The sequence below is a fragment of the Sphaerisporangium krabiense genome (genome assembly GCF_014200435.1).
Classification (GTDB): domain Bacteria; phylum Actinomycetota; class Actinomycetes; order Streptosporangiales; family Streptosporangiaceae; genus Sphaerisporangium; species Sphaerisporangium krabiense.
Genome location: NZ_JACHBR010000001.1, coordinates 4,963,926 through 4,982,355, shown reverse-complemented (window position 1 = coordinate 4,982,355; position 18,430 = coordinate 4,963,926). Strand labels below are relative to the sequence as shown.

Annotated in this window: 12 protein-coding genes; 4 read left to right on the top strand and 8 right to left on the bottom strand. The window is 71.9% G+C overall.

From position 1 onward, the window contains the following. Positions 1–59 precede the first annotated feature (59 nt). Entirely contained in the window at positions 60–1,676 is a 1,617-nt protein-coding gene (gene rny, locus BJ981_RS21970; RefSeq protein WP_184613272.1) for a ribonuclease Y, read from the bottom strand. 464 nt (positions 1,677–2,140) lie between these two features. Here rny and BJ981_RS21965 point away from each other — a divergent pair, with 464 nt between their 5' ends. Next, complete coding sequence (locus tag BJ981_RS21965) at positions 2,141–3,106, top strand: TIGR03557 family F420-dependent LLM class oxidoreductase (protein WP_184613270.1); 966 nt, start codon at positions 2,141–2,143, stop codon at positions 3,104–3,106. A gap of 317 nt (positions 3,107–3,423) precedes the next feature. Here BJ981_RS21965 and BJ981_RS38370 read toward each other — a convergent pair whose 3' ends face one another. The 4 genes from BJ981_RS38370 to BJ981_RS21945 form a co-directional block, all read right to left on the bottom strand. Further along, positions 3,424–3,948 (bottom strand): regulatory protein RecX, encoded by a 525-nt coding sequence (locus BJ981_RS38370; RefSeq protein WP_372436887.1) that lies wholly within the window; start codon positions 3,946–3,948, stop codon positions 3,424–3,426. Between the two features lie 1,399 nt (positions 3,949–5,347). After that, a complete protein-coding gene (gene recA, locus BJ981_RS21955; RefSeq protein ID WP_184613266.1) occupies positions 5,348–6,502 on the bottom strand; it encodes a recombinase RecA in 1,155 nt (384 codons plus the stop codon). A 175-nt stretch (positions 6,503–6,677) separates the two neighbouring features. Next, the gene (locus BJ981_RS21950; RefSeq protein WP_184613265.1) at positions 6,678–6,872 is read right to left on the bottom strand and encodes a DUF3046 domain-containing protein; all 195 of its coding nucleotides are present in this window, start codon (positions 6,870–6,872) and stop codon (positions 6,678–6,680) included. Between the two features lie 64 nt (positions 6,873–6,936). Then, a complete protein-coding gene (locus BJ981_RS21945; RefSeq protein WP_184613263.1) occupies positions 6,937–7,425 on the bottom strand; it encodes a VOC family protein in 489 nt (162 codons plus the stop codon). Positions 7,426–7,560: 135 nt separating this feature from the next. On the opposite strand from BJ981_RS21945, the gene BJ981_RS21940 reads away from it, so the two are divergent. Then, complete coding sequence (locus BJ981_RS21940; protein WP_184613261.1) at positions 7,561–12,633, top strand: ATP-dependent helicase; 5,073 nt, start codon at positions 7,561–7,563, stop codon at positions 12,631–12,633. 138 nt (positions 12,634–12,771) lie between these two features. Here the strand turns inward: BJ981_RS21940 and BJ981_RS21935 are convergent, their stop codons facing one another. Further along, positions 12,772–13,668, bottom strand: a complete 897-nt coding sequence (locus BJ981_RS21935; protein WP_184613259.1) for an alpha/beta hydrolase — start codon at positions 13,666–13,668, stop codon at positions 12,772–12,774. Between the two features lie 95 nt (positions 13,669–13,763). Here BJ981_RS21935 and BJ981_RS21930 point away from each other — a divergent pair, with 95 nt between their 5' ends. Then, positions 13,764–14,798, top strand: a complete 1,035-nt coding sequence (locus tag BJ981_RS21930; protein ID WP_184613256.1) for a helix-turn-helix domain-containing protein — start codon at positions 13,764–13,766, stop codon at positions 14,796–14,798. A gap of 45 nt (positions 14,799–14,843) precedes the next feature. On the opposite strand, the gene BJ981_RS21925 is transcribed toward BJ981_RS21930, so the two are convergent. Both BJ981_RS21925 and BJ981_RS21920 read right to left on the bottom strand, forming a co-directional pair. Next, a complete protein-coding gene (locus BJ981_RS21925) occupies positions 14,844–15,551 on the bottom strand; it encodes a M15 family metallopeptidase (RefSeq protein ID WP_221314745.1) in 708 nt (235 codons plus the stop codon). 131 nt (positions 15,552–15,682) lie between these two features. Continuing rightward, positions 15,683–16,873, bottom strand: a complete 1,191-nt coding sequence (locus tag BJ981_RS21920) for an ROK family transcriptional regulator (protein WP_184613254.1) — start codon at positions 16,871–16,873, stop codon at positions 15,683–15,685. A 215-nt stretch (positions 16,874–17,088) separates the two neighbouring features. Here BJ981_RS21920 and BJ981_RS21915 point away from each other — a divergent pair, with 215 nt between their 5' ends. Beyond that, entirely contained in the window at positions 17,089–18,429 is a 1,341-nt protein-coding gene (locus BJ981_RS21915) for a sugar ABC transporter substrate-binding protein (protein ID WP_184613252.1), read from the top strand. Position 18,430: the final 1 nt, after the last annotated feature.

Here is an 18,430-nt window from a genome sequence, read left to right as displayed (position 1 = left end):
GGACCGTGGAGGCCGGGCCGGTTCGGCGGGTTCCCTGGCGAACCCGCGCCGGTCGAAGGTCAGCGGGCGAACTCGGTGGCGCGGGACTCCCGCACGACGGTGATGCGGATCTGCCCCGGGTAGGTCAGTTCCTCCTCGACCTGCTTGGCGACGTCCCTGGCGATCACCTGCGCCTGGATGTCGTCGATCGCCTCCGGCTTCACCATCACCCTGATCTCGCGGCCCGCCTGCATGGCGAAGACCTTCTCCACGCCGTCGTAGGACTGCGCGATCTCTTCCAGCCGCTCCAGGCGCTTGACGTAGGCCTCCAGGGACTCACGGCGGGCGCCGGGGCGGCTGCCGCTGATCGCGTCGGCCGCCTGGGTGAGGACCGCCTCGACCGTGCGGACCTCGACCTCGTTGTGGTGGGCCTCGATGGCGTGGACGACGTCCTCGTCCTCGCCGTACCGCCGGGCGATCTCGGCGCCGATCAGGGCGTGGCTGCCCTCGACCTCGTGGGTGAGCGCCTTGCCGATGTCGTGCAGGACCGTGCAGCGCTTGAGCATCATCGGGTCGAGGCGCAGCTCTGAGGCCATGATGCCCGCGATGTGCGCCGACTCGACGAGGTGTTTGAGCACGTTCTGCCCGTAGGAGGTGCGGTAGCGGAGCTGGCCGAGCAGCATGATCAGCTCGGGGTGCATGTCGGTGATGCCCAGCTCTACCAGGGCGTCCTCACCGGCCCGCACGCACAGGCCCTTGACCTCCTCCTTGCTGCGCTCGTAGGCCTCCTCGATGCGCTGCGGGTGGATGCGGCCGTCCAGGACCAGCTTCTCCAGGGTCAGCCGCGCCGTCTCCCGGCGTACCGGGTCGAAACACGACAGGAGCACCGCTTCCGGGGTGTCGTCGATGATCAGGTTGACGCCCGTGGTGGACTCGAACGCCCGGATGTTACGGCCCTCGCGGCCGATGATGCGGCCCTTCATCTCGTCGCCGGGCAGGTGGAGCACGCTCACCACCGACTCGGCGGTCTGCTCGGTCGCCACGCGCTGCACGGCCAGCGTCACGATCTTGGTGGCGCGCTTCTCGCCCTCGCGGCGGGCATCGCTCTCGATCTCCCTGACGATCAGCGCGGCCTCGCGCTTGGCCTGGTTCTCGATCGTCATGACCAGCTCGGCCTTGGCCTGGTCCGAGGTCAGGCCCGCGACCCGTTCCAGGGCCTCACGACGCTGGTCCTCGAAGCGGTCCAGCTCGGCCTGCCTGCCGGTCAGCTCGGTCTCGGCCTCGGTGAGGCTCCTGCCCCGCTCGGCCTGCCTGCGGGCCTCCTCGTCGAGGCGTTCCTCGCGCTCGGCGAGGCGGTGCTCCCTGCGCTCCAGGTCGGACCTCAGCTCCTTGAGCTCCCCCTTGAGGGTGCGGGCCTCGTCCTCGACCTCCTTGCGCATGCGCAGGGCGTCCTCGGCGGCGGCCTCGGCCTTGCGTACCATCTCGCCGGCGTCGCTCTCGGCCTTGACGCGGATCTCCATGCCCTCGCGGCGGGCCTGCTCCAGCTCGGCGTTGATGTCCGCCAGTTCCTCGGGGGAAGGGCCGCGCCGGAGAGAGCCGCCGTTGGTGCGCCGTATCACCACGGCGAGAGCGACAATCGCGACGACCGCCAGCAGGACAACGGCTACCGCCAGCATGATCACGATCGTCGACCCCATGCGCGCCTACCCTCCTCGCGTCGCGAGCTTTGAGCACGCGAGGGCCACACACGCGGCACGGACCACCCGACCGGGCGATTGTTGTTCAGACAAATATGTCCAACGCCCGGACGCACGGCATCCGGCCGCTGGGTGTGATCGGTCTTAATCGTCCGTTCGTACACCGTTATGGCAATCCGCACTGCGCGGAGTAGCTCCTCACTGTGGTCGAGATTAAGCGTCAGAGAGGTAACGAGCAAGCAAAGTCCGCCCGTCAAAGCCGTTCGGCGCACTCGGGCGTGGCGGCGGGGCCTCCGGGTCCCCACGTGACGCCTGGTCAGTCCAGAAATGTCGCCAGGGGAGCGGAAAGTCACCTTAAATAGGTTTACGGGTGGGTTTCGGGCTTTCGTCTGGTCCGGCGCCGGGTTGGGGAGATCTTGCGGGGCGTGCCGCACGTTCGGCGGGCGCGGGGGTATGGGGCCGCCATGGCACAGATCGGATACACGCTCATGTGCGAGCAGACCCCCGCCCGGCAACTCGTCGAGGACGCCGCCGCCGCCGAACGGGCGGGGTTCGACTACGAGATCATCTCCGACCACTACTTCCCGTGGCTGGAGGAGATGGGGCACTCGCCGTACGCCTGGTCCGTGCTCGGCGCGGTGGCGGCCCGCACCCAACGCGTCCCGCTGATGACCTACGTCACCTGCCCCATCATGCGCTACCACCCCGCCGTGGTCGCCCAGAAGGCCGCCACGATGGGCGCGCTGTCCGAGGGGCGGTTCACGCTCGGGCTCGGGGCCGGGGAGAACCTGAACGAGCACGTGCTCGGGCGCGGCTGGCCGCCGGTCAACATCCGCCACGAGATGCTCGGCGAGGCCGTCGAGATCATCCAGGCGCTGTTCGGCGGCGAGTACGTCAGCTACCGGGGCGACCACTACACCGTCGACTCGGCCAAGCTCTACGACCTGCCGGACGAGCCCATCCCGATCGGTCTCGCCGCCTCGGGCCCGCAGTCGGTCGACCTGGCGGCCGAGTACGGCGACGTGCTCATCGCCGTCGACGCCGACCCCGGGCTGGTCGAGCGGTTCAACGCCTGCGGCGGCAAGGGCAAGCCCGTGTACGGCCAGGTCGGGATCTGCTACGACACCGACGTCGAGGCCGCCAAGGAGCGGGCCCACCGGCTCTGGAGGTGGTTCGCCGCCGACTGGAAGGTCCTCGCCGAACTGCCGGGCCCGGTGAACTTCGCGTCGTACGCCAAGTTCGTCCGGCCGGACGACGTGGCGAAGCAGGTCCCGTGCGGCCCGGACCCCGAGCCGGTCATCGAGGCCGTCAAGAAGTTCACCGACGCGGGCTTCACCCATGTCGCCCTCGTCCAGATAGGCGCCGCCCACCAGCACGACTTCCTCACCTGGTCAGAAAAGGAACTCCTCCCCCCTCTCCGCACCCTCTGACCCCACCGACTTCCCAACACCCGACCGGTCCGCCTTCCAACACCTGACCGGTCCGGCTCCCACACCCGACTCGTCTGCCCTCCAACACCCGACCGTCCGGCTCCCACACCCGACTCGTCTGCCCTCCAACACCCGACCGTCCGGCTCCCACACCCGACTCGTCTGCCCTCCAACACCCGACCGTCCGGCTTCCGACACCTATTCGGAAGGCGGCAGAGGTGCCCTGCCCCCAAGTCGCACACCGATGATCCCCTTACCTCAGGACAGCCCGAGGACAGCCCACCAGCGGAGCGATCGTCACCGTACGCGACCGCAGGTCACTCGTCGAAGGCTTCGGGGAGATCCTCGGTGGACTGGCCTTCGGATTCGAGGGCCTCGCGTACCACGCGGTAGGCCACGCCGCCCGAGTAGCCCTTGCGGGCCAGCATGCCGGCCAGGCGGCGGACGCGGGCGGCGGGTTCCAGGTTGCGGGTGCCGGGCAGCTTGCGCTCGACCAGCCTGCGGGCGGTCTCGAGCTCCTGGTCCGGGTCGAGCTGGTCGAGCGCCTCCCGTACGGTCTCCTCCTCGACGCCCCGCTTGCGCAGCTCGTTGGCCAGCGCACGCCGCGCCAGCCCTCGCCCGGCGTGCCGCGAGGTCACCCACGCCTGCGCGAACGCCTCGTCGTCGATGAGCCCGACATCCGAGAACCGGGAGAGCACGGCCTCGGCCGCGGCCTCGGGAACGTCCTTGCGCCGGAGGGCCTCGGCGAGTTGGGCCCGCGTGCGCGGCGCGAGCGTCAGCAACCGCAGACACACCGCCCGCGCGACCGCCTCAGGATCGGCCGCCGGCCCCTGCGCCGCCAACGACCCCTCAGCAGGCCCATCGAACCCGAACCCGCCCCGCTTCCCCCTCTGTCCACGCCCCCGACGTCCTCCCCTCCCAAAACCACCCGACGACTCCCGCCCCACCTCAGAAGGCCCCTCGAACGACTCCCGCGCCGCCTCAGCAGATCCCTCGAACGACTCCCGCGCCGCCTCAGATGGTGCCTCGGACCCGGCCGCGCCCCGTCTCCCCTTCCGCCCACGCGGCCTGCCCTGCCCAGGACGGCCCCCTGCGGCCTCCCGAGGTTCTTCCCCGCCTCCAGAGCCTGCGGAGCCGTCCATACCGTGCTCAGCATCGAAGTACGGCTCACTGCCGCCTGTCCCCGAGTCCCCTGTAGGGGATACGTCCGCCAGGGACGGGTCCGTGAGCGCGGCTTCCGCCAGGGGCGGGTCCGTGAGCGGGGCGTCCGCCAGAGATGGGGCCGTAGGCGATACGTCCGTCAGGGGCGGGTCCGTGAGCGGGATGTCCGTCAGGGGTGGGTTTGTGGGCTGTGGTGTCGAGCTTTGGGAGGGCTGTGGTGTTTCTGCGGGGGTGGAGCGGTGAGCGGCGGGTCGCCATGGGGCGGCTTCCGGGTCCCGGCGGAAGAACTCGTGTGTGCGACGAGGCTCTTGTGGTTCCCAGGCCGGGACGTCCCGGGACTTGGCCCGCCCCCCACGAGACCGCGCACGCGCGGAAGACCCCTCGCCTGGCCCAGAAGATTCCTGCCTCGACCGTCCATGCCCCGCAGACCGCCGAGACTCCCCGAGTCGGTCTTGGACCTGCGGATCAGTGGACCGGCCGGACCTCTCGAACCGCTGGAAGGGACCAACGCGTCCCGAGCTCTCGAAGCGGCTTGGCGGGGCGGATCGGTCAGAATGCCTGGCCCGCTCTGCGGAGTCGTTCCAGGTGGGCTCACTAAACTCGTCCGCGCGGGCAGGACGTCCGCGCCCGGGGAGATCATCACCATGTGGATCAGGCCCGTGGAGGTCGCCGCCACGGGAGCCGATGGGACGGTCGGGCTTGCCGGAGCGCGAAGAGTCCTCGGCATGCCAGGACTCTGTGGACTCCTCAGAAGGCCACGACTCTGTGGAGTGCTCAGAAGGCCACGACTCCACAGAGCGCCGGGACTGCCTGGAGCGCGACTCCCTAGAGCGCCAGGACTCCTCAGAAGGCCAGCCCCCTGTGGAAGTCCCGGAACTCTCAGAAGGCCACGCCCCCTCAGAGGCTCCGACCCCTCCGGAAGGCTCCGGCTCATCGGAAGGCTCCGGCTCATCGGAAGGCTCTGCCTCGTCGGAAGGCCAGGGTCCTCTGGGTGGGGCGGGGTCCTCGATCCAGGCTCCCCAGTCCCCTGGTCTCAGGTGGCCAGGGGACTCGTCGTTCGCAGGCATGGGGTCGGCTCGATCAGACGTCACCCGGCTTGGGGGCCTTGGCGCCACGGCCGGGGGAGGCCGGGCCCGCCGTGGCGCCTGCGGTGGCGCGGGCGGCAGCGGGCGCGGCGGCACGTGCGGAAGCGGGCGGAGCGACGGGCGGCACCACGGGAGCCTCGGCCGGGGTGTCGAGACGCGGGCCGACGCCGAGCTTCTCCTTGATCTTCTTTTCGATCTCGTTGGCGATGTCGGGGTTGTTCTTCAGGAAGTTGCGGGCGTTCTCCTTGCCCTGCCCGAGCTGGTCGCCCTCGTAGGTGTACCAGGCGCCGGCCTTGCGGACGAAGCCGTGCTCGACGCCCATGTCGATCAGGCCGCCCTCACGGGAGATGCCGATGCCGTACAGGATGTCGAAGTCGGCCTGGCGGAAGGGCGGGGCCATCTTGTTCTTGACGACCTTGACGCGGGTGCGGTTGCCGACGGGCTCGGTGCCGTCCTTCAGCGTCTCGATGCGGCGGACGTCCAGCCGGACGGAGGCGTAGAACTTCAGCGCCTTGCCGCCCGTCGTGGTCTCGGGCGAGCCGAACATGACGCCGATCTTCTCGCGGAGCTGGTTGATGAAGATGGCGGTGGTGCCGGTGTTGTTGAGCGCTCCGGCGACCTTGCGCAGGGCCTGGGACATCAGGCGGGCCTGCAGGCCGACGTGGCTGTCGCCCATCTCGCCCTCGATCTCGGCCTTGGGCACGAGGGCCGCGACCGAGTCGATGACCAGCAGGTCGATGGCGCCCGAGCGGATCAGCATGTCGGCGATCTCCAGCGCCTGCTCACCGGTGTCGGGCTGGGAGACCAGCAGCGCGTCGGTGTCGACGCCGAGCTTCCTGGCGTACTCGGGGTCGAGGGCGTGCTCGGCGTCGATGAAGGCGGCGATGCCGCCGGCCCGCTGGGCGTTCGCGACGGCGTGGAGCGAGACGGTGGTCTTACCGCTGGACTCAGGGCCGTAGATCTCGACGATGCGGCCGCGGGGGTAGCCGCCGATGCCGAGCGCGACGTCGAGGGCGATGGCCCCGGTGGGGATCACCTCGATGGGGGCTCGTGCGTCATCGCCGAGGCGCATGACAGAGCCCTTGCCGAACTGCCGCTCGATCTGAGCGAGAGCAGTCTCAAGGGCCTTCTCGCGGTCGTTGGCTGCCATGGAGTGCCCCCTGGAGGGTGTGTCGAAGTCGTTTCCGTCGCTGGCAAGCTACGGGGTGCCACCGACATTTTCGCGGAGCGGGCCCACGGACGTCGGCTTGTTTCAATATAGCCGAACGATTGTTCGATCTCAGCCGGACGCGGCGAAGCTCCCGTGCCAGGTCGCGCGAGGGTGATCAGCGAAGACGGGAGTCCACCTCGGTCACGCCGCACACGGCGCGCCAGACTTCTTTGGCCGAGATGCCGTCGTCCAGGGCCTGGATCACCGTACGGCCCCCGAGCTCGGCGATCACGTAGTCACGCGCCCAGGACTCGGCGTATCTCTCACCGAAGTGGCGGTTCATCCGGTTCCAGAAGTCCGTCAAGCGCATGGTTTCCAGTATGGTCCCCGCTCCGGGCGGGCCGGCCACCAACGCACCCGCGCGAGCGCCGCGCTCACAGGACGCGGGCGCCGTACATCTCTCCGAGAGGATCGGCCAGTAGTTCCAGCCGGGCCCCGTCGGGGTCGCGGAAGTAGATGGAGGCGTCGCTCTCCAGCTGGTACGGGACGGCGGCGGCGTCCAGCTTGCCGCGAAGCCTCTCCCAGGTGCCGCGCTCCACGGAGATCGCGATGTGATGCAGGCCGCCGAGCACCTCCTTGTACGGCTCCAGGTCGAGCCCGGGGAGGTCGAAGAAGGCGAGCAGGTTGCCGTTGCCGATGTCGAAGAAGAAGTGGCTCGACCCTTTGTAGTCCCGGTTCTCGAAGATCTCGGTCAGCGGGAACTCCAGCAGGTCCTGGTAGAAGGCGACGGTGCGCTCGACGTCGGAGCAGATGAGCGCGAAGTGGTGCAGGCCGCGCGCGCTGCTCTCGGGCCGCCGCGCTCGGAGGTGCTGGTCGCGGATCCGGTTCCGGGTCGCCTCGATGGCCGCGTAGTCGATGTCCATATTCCAGGTGACGGCCGGGCGGCGGTGGATGTCAAGGTTCGCTGATATTCGACTGCGCAAACAATCCGTGGCAGTGGCCGCCACCAGGTCAGGGGCACGCGCGGTTTTGTCGGTGGCAGGTTGCATGATGAAGCGGTGACCGGATCCGCGCTCGACCACTTCAGCCAGGTGACCAGGCAATGGTTCACCGGCGCCTTCGCCGCGCCCACGACCGCGCAAGAGGGCGCGTGGCAGGCGATCGCCCGGGGCGAGAACACTCTGGTGGTGGCTCCGACCGGCTCGGGCAAGACCCTGGCCGCCTTCCTCTGGTCCCTCGACCGTCTGGCCGCCGAGCGCGTCACGGCCCCGCCGTCCGGCGAGCCCTCGGGCAAAGGACGCGAGCGCCACTGCCGGGTCGTCTACGTCTCGCCGTTGAAGGCGCTCGCGGTCGACATCGAGCGCAACCTGCGAGCCCCGCTCGCCGGGCTCAAGCAGACCGCCCGCCGCATGGGCCTGCCCGTGCCCGAGATCTCGGTGGCGGTGCGCTCGGGCGACACCTCCGCCGAGGATCGCCGCCGCTTCGCCGCCCACCCCGCCGACATCCTGATCACCACGCCCGAGTCGCTCTACCTGATCCTCACGAGCCAGGCGCGCGAGGCGCTGCGCGGCGTCGAGACGGTCATCGTCGACGAGGTCCACGCGGTGGCGGCCACCAAGCGCGGCGCCCACCTCGCGCTCACGCTCGAACGGCTCGACTCCCTGCTGGCCGCGCCCGCGCAGCGGGTCGGCCTCTCCGCCACCGTGCGCCCGGTGAGCGAGGTCGCGACGTTCCTGGGCGGCGCCCGGCCGACGACGGTCGTGCAGCCGCCGTCGGAGAAGGTCATCGACATCGACGTGGTCGTGCCGGTCGAGGACATGACCGAGCTCGACCCCGCGCCGCGCGGGCCGTCCGGCGGGGACGGCTCCGAGGGTCTCTGGGAGCCGGAGCCCGCGCCCCGGCGCTCCATCTGGCCCCATGTGGAGGAACACCTGCTCGGCCTGATCGGCTCCCACCGTTCGACGATCGTGTTCGCCAACTCCCGGCGCCTCGCCGAGCGGCTGTGCGCCCGGCTCAACGAGCTGGCCTACGAGCGCGCCGAGGCGGCGGGCCCCGAGGGCCCGCCGCCTCCCGCCGGGAGCGTCCCCCCGGCCCTGTCCCCGCCCGCGCTGATGATGGCGCAGGCCGGGTCGTCCGGCGGCGCCTCCGCCGAGATCGTCCGCGCCCACCACGGCTCGGTGTCCAAGGAGGAGCGCGCCCAGATCGAGGAGGCTCTGAAGTCGGGCCGCCTGCCCGCCGTGGTCGCGACCTCCAGCCTGGAGCTGGGCATCGACATGGGCGCGGTCGACCTGGTCGCCTGCGTCGAGGCGCCGCCCAGCGTGGCCAGCGGCCTCCAGCGCATCGGCCGCGCGGGACACCAGGTCGGCGCGGTGTCCAAGGGCGTCATCTTCCCGAAGTACCGCGGCGATCTGGTGCAGACCGCCGTCGTGGCCGAGCGCATGAAGGCCGGTCAGATCGAAGAGATGCGCTACCCGCGCAACCCGCTGGACGTCCTGGCCCAGCAGATCGTCGCGATGTGCGCGCTCGACGAGTGGACCGTCGACGACCTGGAGACCACGATCCGCCGCGCGGCCCCGTACGCCACGCTGCCGAGGAGCGCGCTGGAGGCCACGCTCGACATGCTGGCCGGCCGCTACCCGAGCGAAGAGTTCGCCGAGCTGCGCCCGCGCGTCGTGTGGGATCGCGTGACCGGGCGCGTCACGGGCCGTCCCGGCGCGCAGCGCCTCGCGGTCACCAACGCCGGCACCATTCCCGACCGCGGCATGTTCGGGGTCTTCCTGGCCGGGGCCGACACCGGCCGCGGCGGCCGCCGGGTGGGCGAGCTGGACGAGGAGATGGTCTACGAGTCCCGCGTGGGCGACGTCTTCGTGCTGGGCGCCACCTCCTGGCGCATCGAGGACATCACCACCGACCGCGTGCTCGTCACCCCCGCCCCCGGGCAGCCGGGCAAGCTGCCCTTCTGGCACGGCGACACCCCTGGGCGGCCCGCCGAGCTCGGCCGGGCGCTCGGCGCGTTCCTGCGCGAGCTGTCGCGGGGCGAGACCGGCCGGCTGGCCGAGGCCGGGCTCGACGCCTTCGCGGCCGGCAATCTCCTCGCCTACCTCGCCGAGCAGCGCGAGGCCACCGGATACGTCCCCGACGACCGCACCATCGTGGTGGAGCGCTTCCACGACGAGCTGGGCGACTGGCGGGTCGTCGTGCACACGCCGTACGGGGCGCGGGTGCACGCGCCGTGGGCGCTGGCGATCGGGCGGCGCCTGCGCGAGCGCTACGGCATGGACATCCAGGCCATGCACTCCGACGACGGCATCGTCCTGCGCATCCCCGACACCCTGGACGGCGCGCCGTCCGACGTCGCGGTCTTCGACGCCGACGAGCTGGAACAGATCGTCGTCGAGGAACTCGGCGGGTCGGCGTTGTTCGCCTCGCGGTTCCGCGAGTGCGCGGGCCGGGCGCTGCTGCTGCCGCGCCGCAGCCCCGGCAGGCGGTCGCCGCTGTGGCAGCAGCGCCAGCGGGCGGCGAGCCTGCTGGCGGTGGCGAGCAAGTACGGCTCGTTCCCGATCGTGCTCGAGACCATGCGCGAGTGCCTGCAGGACGTGTTCGACGTGCCGGGGCTCCTCCAGATCATGCGCGACATCGCCGCGCGGCGGGTGCGGGTCGTCGAGGTCGAGACCGGCCAGGCCTCGCCCTTCGCCAGCTCCCTTCTGCTCACCTACATCGGCGCCTTCATGTACGAAGGGGACGCTCCGCTGGCCGAGCGGCGCGCGCAGGCCCTCGCGCTCGACACCCGCCTGCTGGCCGAGCTGCTCGGCGAGGCCGACCTGCGCGAGCTGCTCGATCCCGACGTCGTCGCCGACACCGAGCGCGAGCTCGCCCGGCTCGACCGCCCGCTGCGCGACGCCGAGGACCTGGCCGACCTTCTCAGGACGCACGGCCCCCTGCAGGCCGAGGACGTCACGATCCGCGAGGGCGATCCTTCCTGGCTCAGCGATCTGGAGGGCGCGCGGCGCGCGATCCGTGTGCGGGTCGCCGGGGTCGAGCAGTGGGCCGCCGTCGAGGACTCGGCCCGGTTGCGGGACGCCCTCGGCGTGCCGCTGCCGGTGGGCGTGCCGCACGCCTTCCTCGAACCCGTGCCCGATCCCCTCGCCGACCTGCTGGCCCGGCACGCCCGGACGCGCGGGCCCTTCCTCGCGGCCACGGCGGCGGCGCGGTTCGGCCTCGGCGTCGCGGTCGTGGCCGACGGTCTGCGGCGGCTCGCGGCGTCCGGCCGGGTGGTGGCGGGCGAGTTCCGGCCGGGCGGCTGGGGCGAGGAGTGGTGCGACGCCGGTGTGCTGCGGCTGCTGCGGCGCCGTTCCCTGGCCCGGCTCCGCAAAGAGGTCGAACCGGTCCCGCCGGAGGCGCTCGGCGTGTTCGGCCCCGCCTGGCACGGCGTCACCGACGGGCGCGCCGCCCGTGGCATGGACGCCCTCGTGCACGCCATCGAGCAGCTTCAGGGCGCCGCCGTGCCGGCCTCCGCCCTGGAGACCCTCGTGCTGCCGAGCCGGGTGCCCGGGTACGAACCGGCCCTGCTGGACGAGCTGACCGCGTCCGGCGAGGTCATCTGGTCGGGGCAGGGGTCGCTGCCCGGCGGGGACGGCTGGGTGGCCCTGTTCTTCGCCGACACCGCGCCGCTGCTGCTGCCGCCGCCCGCCGAGATCACGCTCACCCCCCTGCACGAGAAGGTGCTGGAGGCCCTGGGCGGGGGCGGGGCGCTGTTCTTCCGCGACCTGTCGAGCCGGGTGGGGTCCATGGACGACACCGCGCTCGCGGGCGCGCTGTGGGATCTCGTCTGGTCGGGGCGGGTCTCGGGGGACACGCTCGCGCCGCTGCGGGCCGCGCTCGGGTCCGGGCGGCCCGCCCATCGTGCGACGTCCACGCGCCGGCGCAGGGCCGTGCTGCCGACCCGGTCGGGGCCTCCGACGGTCAGCGGGCGCTGGTGGCTGCTGCCCGAGCCGTCCGCGGATCCGACGCAGCGCGCCCACGCGCAGGCCGAGGTCCTGCTCGAGCGGCACGGCGTGGTGACCAAGGGCGCGGTCGCGGCCGAGCGCCTCACCGAGGGGTTCGCCTCGGTGTACCCGGTGCTGCGCGCGTTCGAAGAGACCGGGCGCTGCCGGCGCGGCTACTTCGTCGAGGGCCTGGGCGGCGCCCAGTTCGCCCTCCCTGGCGCCGTCGACCGCCTCCGCGCCCTCGCCGCCACCCTCACCGCCTCCCCGCACCGCGCACACTCTGATCCCCACTCCCCTGCTTCGGAGCCGTGGGGCGGAGCCTCAGGCTCGGCGGAGCCGTGGAAGTCGTCACCGAGCTCCCCCGCCGCCGGGCGGCCGGCGACCTGGGCGTCCGGCGGGCCGCCGTTCCCGGACCCCGGCGCCGCGCTGGCCGGATACGCCGAGTTCAACCAGACAAGTCCGGCGAGCCCACACACGCGACCTGCCGATCCCAACGCGCGGCATTCGAGTGAGCCCCCGGAAGCGCCCGCGGAACACTCCGGCACGCGACCGGGCGAGCACCCCGACATACGGCCTTCCAGTGCGCCCGCGAACACGCAAGATCCGGGAGAACACTTCGGCTCGCCGCCCGGTGCGTCCCCCGAGGCACGGCCTTCCGATGCGCACTCGGACACGCAAGGCCCCGGGCGGGGCTTCGGCGCGCCGCCGGGCGAGCAGCCGGAGGCATGGCGCTCTGGTGGGGGTCCTGAGAGGCACGCCGGCGGGCGGCGGGCCGTGGAGCGGCGGGCGGTGGTGTTGGCGGCGACCGATCCGGCGAATCCGTACGGAGCGGCGCTGGCCTGGCCGGAGCATCCGGGCGAGGTCACGCACAAGCCGGGGCGCAAGGCGGGGGCGCTGGTGGTGCTCGTGGACGGCCGTCTGGTGCTCTACGTGGAACGCGGCGGCAAGACCCTGCTGTCCTTCGCCGATGACGAGCGCCTGCGCCCCGCCGTCGACGCCCTGGCGCTGGCCGTACGCGACGGCGCCCTCGGCAAGCTCACCGTCGAGAAGGCCGACGGGACGGCGATCAACGACTCCCCCCTCGCCACCGCCCTGGAGGCCGCCGGATTCCACCCGACCCCCCGCGGCCTCCGCCTCCGCGCCTGACCCCGGCGCCGACGAGCCGGGGTGCGGGGCCGCCTCACCCGCTCCGCACGGCGCGACGGCATTCGGACATGACGCGCGCGATCCCGCACGGGTACGCCTTGGGCTAGCCAGCCAGGGTGTGGCGGTGCGAGGGGCGGGTCAGTTGGTGAGGGCGCGGCGGAGGGTTGTGGCTAGTTCGGTTAGTTGGCGTTGGGAGATCTGGGCGGAGAGGATGGCTTGGGAGCCGTGGAAGGTGCCGGACCATTGGTGGAGGTCGACCGGGACGCCGGCCTGGAGCAGGCGTAGCGCGTACTCGATGCCTTCGTCGCGGTTCGGGCAGAACTCCGCGGTGGCGAGGTAGGCGGGGGGCAGGCCGGACAGGTCGGCGGCCCGCGCGGGGGCGGCGTACGGCGTGGCGGGCGTGGAGCCGAGGTAGTGCCGCCAGACGGTGGTGACCTTGTCGCGGTTCATCCACGGCGTATCGGTGAAGTGCCGGGCCGACCACGTCTCCTGCCGGTCGTCGAGTCCGGGCTGGTTGAGGAGTTGGAAGCGGATCGGCGGGCCCTGCTCGTCGCGCGCCCGCAACGCCACCGCGGCCGCGAGCCCCGCGCCGGCGCTGTGGCCGCCGACCGCGATCCGTCCGGGGTCGAATCCCAGTTCGGCCGCGTGCTCGGCCGCCCAGGTCAGCACGGCGTAGACGTCGTCCAGCGCGGCCGGGAACGGATTCTCGGGCGCGAGGCGGTAGCCGACCGAGATCACCACCGCGCGGGAGGCCTCCGCGAGCCGCACCGCCCAGGGGTGCTCGGTGTCCAGGTCGCCCATGACCCATCCGCCGCCGTGCATCCAGACGATGGCGCCCTGCGCCAGGTGGGGCCGGTAGATCCGCACCGCCACGCCGGGATCGGCGGGCACCGTGCGGTCCTCGATCTCCAGGTCCGCGGTGTCCGGCACGGGGATCGAGGTCGCCAGTTGGGTGAAGTCCTTCCGCTGGACGACCGGGTCGGTCAGGTCGGCGCGGGGGAACAGCGGGATGAACGCTTCCAGTTCGGGATCCATGCCGGCCATCCTCACAGTCGCCACCTCCGACATCATCCGCCATTCGTCGGGCATCCCACCCCGATCGCGCGCCGTTCGGCGCTTATCCTCCTGCCATGGAGGCACTGGCCGCACGGCTGTCCCAACTGGACTCCCACGTCGAAGGCGCGATCCGCGTCGTGATGTTCTACGACACGCTGATGCGCCGGCGGGTGGATCTCCCGGCGCTGGCCCGCGCCTCGGCGGGCCTGGCCGAGTGTGTGGCCGGGATACGGCTGCACGGCACGGGGCGGGCGATCCGCGCGTCTCCGGGCGGCGGCGAGGCGTCCGCTCCGGCCGCGCCCGCGTCCACCGTGGTGGCGGTCACCCTCGACGAGGAGGAGATCGGCACGGTGTGGCTGGAACGCCCCGGCCCGCCGGGCGCGCTCGACCAACTGCTCCTGGACCGGCTCGCCATCGCCGCCGCGGCGGCCGTCGAGCGGTACGGCCCGGCCCGCACCACCATGGCCGACCCCGCCCTGGTCGAACTGGTGATCAGTCCTGGCAGCGACGAGGCGGCCAGGGCCCGGGCGCTGCGGCTGCTGGGGTTCGCCGCCGATCTGCCGGTCCGCGTCGTCGCCGTACGGTCGCGGCTCGCGCTCGACCGGGTCGGCGGCCTGGTCTGCCCCGCCCGCCCGGTGAAGGCGGCGCCGCTCGCCGGCGTCGGCGTCCTGCTGGCCACCACCGTGGACGCGGCACGGTTCCCGGCGGGCGCGCAGGCGGGCATCGGCGCCGCGGACAGTCCCGACCGATCCTGGTGGCAGGCGCGCACCGCGCTGCGCTTCACCACCGCGCGCCGGCCGGTGGTCCACTACGACGACCTGGGGGCGCTGGCGCTGCTCGCCGAGGTGCCCCGGGACGCCGCCCGCGGCAACGCGGACGTGGCGGCGATCGCCCGGATGGCGGGCGACTCCGAGGACCTGACGACGCTGGACGCCTACTGCGAGACCGGGTCCCTGCGCCGGGCCGCCGAGCTTCTCCACCTGCACCACAGCAGCGTCGCGCGCCGGCTCGACCAGATCGGGAAGACCCTGGGCATCGAGCTCACCGAGCCCACGGGGCTGGTGAGGGCCAGGCTGGCCCTCACCGCGTGGCGGCTGCTCGGCGACTGAGGGATTTGGCCCCTGTCACGCGGCCGGCACCCGCCTCCGATACCGCTAGAGGGACGGAAGGGGCACAGGGCCGTAGAGGGCGGCCGGGGCGCCGGTCGTGTGGGACCAGTAGCGGTCGCCGTAGGACCAGTGCCACCACTCGGTGGGGTAGTTGACCAGGCCGGCGGCCTCCAGCGCGGCGGCGAGGATCTTACGGTGGCCGCGGGCCTCGCCGGAAATGCCGGGCGCGGAGGTGTAGCAGGCGCCGTCGCTCTCCTCGGGGGTGGCGTTGACGCGGGTGCCCATGTCGAGGGGGCCGCCGTCCTCGGCGGCGAGGGTCAGGTCGACGGCGGCCCCGGCCGTGTGCGGGGCGACCTCGATCGGGGAGACGTACCGGCTGGCGGCCGCACGCAACTCCGCGGGCGACATGTGCGGAAAGGCCGCCCGCAGCTCCTCCGTGTAGTCCTCGAAGATCCGCTGCTGCAGCGCGGGTGGCCGGTATCCCTCGACCACGAGCAGCCGGTACCCGGGCGGGAGCGCCCGCTGCGCGTCCACCAGGCGGGCGAGGACGCCCTCCCGCAGGTAGGCGTGGGCGTCGTCGGGAAGGCCCTCGTGCGCGGCCGTGTACGCGCCGTCCGGATCGGCCAGCGTCCCGTCCACGGCCAGGACGCCCCGCGCGTCCACGAGCGGCTCCCCGTTGTCCCGGACGCCGATCGAGGTCACGCGATGGTCAGAGATCAGCACGATGTCATGCACGACGAGCAAGTCTCCCATAGCCCTTTCTCCATACTTCGCCCAGGAAGCATTGGCAACCGCCGCCCTGACACCGGCCGATGGTCATCCCGCCCCGCCACCGTGGACACGGAGACGGGGCACGCCTGCGGCGTCCTCACCCAGGAGGAGGGTCAAGCGTCGATGGTGTTGGAGAAGACCTCTTCCCGGGCCTGTTCCAGGGCGGCGGTCACCGCGCCGCGGAGAACGGGGTTGCCTTTGACCTCGGTGACGGTCACCCGGGGGCGGCTGGGGCAGATCTCGGCGACGGCCTTCTCGATGCGCCCGGCCAGGGCGCGGCCGCCGGCGCGGCCGACGTCGCCGCTGAGCACGACGAGCCCCGGGTCGAGGACCACGGTGACGGCCGCGACGCCGATGGCGAGCCGGCGGGCGAGCTCGTCGAGGAAGTCCTCCTGTCCCGTGGAGACGGCCCCGAAGACGATGTCGGCGGCCGAGGTCTGCGCGGGACGGGGCCGCGCAGAACCCAGGCCGTGGTAGGTGGCGAGGCCGGTGACGGCCCCGGTGCCGACCAGGCGCTGGAAGGACCCCGACTGCGGCTCGTTGACGTCGATGGGCAGGGGTTCGCCGGGCACGGGGAGCCAGCCGATCTCTCCGGCGCCGCCGGTGAACCCGCGGTGCAGCCGGGAGCCGAGCATGACGCCGAGTCCCTGGCCGACTCCGGCCCACAGCAGGACGAAGTCGTCGACGCCGCGCGCGACCCCGTAGGCGTGCTCGGCGAGCGCGGCGAGGTTCACGTCGTTCTCGATCATCACCGACGACCCGAACGTGGCCCGGAGGTCGGCCAGCACTCCGGCGTGCCACGAGGGCAGGTCGAAGGAGAACCGGACGTCTCCGGTGCGGGGGTCGACCACGCCGCGCGTCCCGATGACCAGCGCGCGCAGCCGGGACAGGCTGATGTTCGCGTAGTCGCACACGCGGCGCACCGCGTTGTGGACGGTCTTCACGGGCTCGCCGCCCTCGCCGGGGTCCACGGTCACCTCGGCGATGATCTCGCCGGTGATGTCCGCGACCCCCGCGGTGACGCTTTCCGGTAGGACCTCCAGCCCCGCGACGTAAGCGCTGGACGGGACCACCGCGTACAGCGCGGCGTTGGGCCCGCGGCCGCCGGGGCGTTCCCCCGAGACGGTCACGAGCCCCCGGTTCTCCAGCCGGGCGAGGAGCTGTCCGGAGGTCACTTTGGAAAGCCCCGTGTACTCCCCGAGTTCGGCCCGGGTCAGCGGGCCTTTGGACAAGAGGAGCTCGAGCGCGGCGCGGTCGTTGAGTTGACGCAGCAGCCGGGGTGTCCCGGGGTGTCGTCTGGGCATGGGGTCGGGCCCCTCTCGTCACGATCCGCTAACGGGCGTTTCTTTTAAGAAAGTTTCTTGTTAGTTTAGCGGCAGTCACCCCGCAGGCAAGCGATCAGGCCTCGGGATGTCCAGCGCAGAGCACGAAATATCGCCTTCACCAGGGACACGTCCAGGGACGTGTGCCTTTCGAGGAGCGCGAGCCCGACGCGAAAAGCCGGGAAGGAGATCCAAACGTGAAATTCGGAAAGATCGCTGCCGCGACGGCCACGACCGCCGTTCTAGCCATTGGAGTCGCCGCGTGTGGGGGCAGCGAGGAGCCCGCGCAGTCGCAGGCCCCGCAGGCGTCCGCCGCCGCGTCGTCGGGCCCGAAGTTCGCCGGTCAGAAGCTGACCGTGTGGCGGCTCGGCGCGGCCAACGACGTCCAGACGAAGTACATGACCGACTTGAACGCCAAGTTCAAGGAGCAGACGGGCGCGGACGTCGACACCCAGTGGATTCCCTGGCCCGACGCCCAGAAGAAGTGGACGGCGGCGCTCGCGGGCGGCGAGGGCCCCGACGTGACCGAGTTCGGTAACGACCAGGTGGCCGCGTGGGTCGCGCAGGACGCGCTGACCGACATCACCGAGGTCGTCAAGTCCGCCCCGGACTTCCAGCAGATCCCGCAGAACCTCTGGGGTTACGAGACCATCGACGGCAAGGTCTATGCCGCGCCGTGGGGGGGCGGCACCCGCGCCGTCCTGTACCGCAAGGACTGGTTCGACGAGCTCGGCATCCAGCCGCCCAAGACCTGGGACGAGCTGGTGGCCGCGGGCAAGAAGATCGTGGAGAAGAAGGGCAAGGACGTCGACGGCTTCGCCTTCAACGGCGGCTCCGACGCCAACATGTCCCTCTCGCCGTTCGTCTGGTCGGCCGGCGGCGACTTCGCGGCCTTCGAGGGCGGCAAGTGGGTCGGCAAGCTCACCGAGCCCGCCTTCAAGGAAGGCTTCCAGTTCTACACCGACCTGGTCGCCAAGCAGGGTGTCTCGGGCAAGGGCCGGCTGAGCCAGAACTCGGTGGACATCGCCCAGCGCTTCGCCGCCGGCAAGGTCGGCATGTACGTCACCGGTGGCTGGGACATCACCACCATCAAGGAGCAGAGCAAGGGCAAGGTCGGCGACGACAAGATGGCGTTCTTCTCGCTGCCCAACAAGGAGGGCACGGGCCCGGCCCCGGCGTTCCAGGGCGGCAACGACATCGCCGTCTGGAAGGACGCCAAGAACCCCGAGCTCGCGGCCGAGTACCTGAAGCTGGCCGCCGGCAAGGAGTTCGGCACCCGCTACGCCAAGGACGGCGGCCTGCTGCCGCTGTACCCCGACGCCCTCGCCGAGTACGCGAGCGACCCGCTCCAGGCGCCGTTCGCCGAGACCTTCAAGGTCGCCAAGGGCTTCCCGGCCGACCCGAACTGGGCCGAGGCCAATGACACCAAGGCTGTGCTGCAGAACGCGGCCCGCGCCGTGATCGAGGGCAAGAAGGACGCCGACAAGGCCCTCGCCGACGCGAACACCGAGCTCGAAACGATCCTGAACCAGTCGTAAC

Bases quoted from the DNA above. Each gene is read 5' to 3' on its own strand.
- rny (WP_184613272.1), bottom strand. From the start codon at position 1,676: ATGGGGTCGACGATCGTGATCATGCTGGCGGTAGCCGTTGTCCTGCTG.
- BJ981_RS21965 (WP_184613270.1), top strand. From the start codon at position 2,141: ATGGCACAGATCGGATACACGCTCATGTGCGAGCAGACCCCCGCCCGG.
- recA (WP_184613266.1), bottom strand. From the start codon at position 6,502: ATGGCAGCCAACGACCGCGAGAAGGCCCTTGAGACTGCTCTCGCTCAG.
- BJ981_RS21950 (WP_184613265.1), bottom strand. From the start codon at position 6,872: ATGCGCTTGACGGACTTCTGGAACCGGATGAACCGCCACTTCGGTGAG.
- BJ981_RS21945 (WP_184613263.1), bottom strand. From the start codon at position 7,425: ATGGACATCGACTACGCGGCCATCGAGGCGACCCGGAACCGGATCCGC.
- BJ981_RS21935 (WP_184613259.1), bottom strand. From the start codon at position 13,668: ATGGATCCCGAACTGGAAGCGTTCATCCCGCTGTTCCCCCGCGCCGAC.
- BJ981_RS21930 (WP_184613256.1), top strand. From the start codon at position 13,764: ATGGAGGCACTGGCCGCACGGCTGTCCCAACTGGACTCCCACGTCGAA.
- BJ981_RS21925 (WP_221314745.1), bottom strand. From the start codon at position 15,551: ATGGGAGACTTGCTCGTCGTGCATGACATCGTGCTGATCTCTGACCAT.
- BJ981_RS21920 (WP_184613254.1), bottom strand. From the start codon at position 16,873: ATGCCCAGACGACACCCCGGGACACCCCGGCTGCTGCGTCAACTCAAC.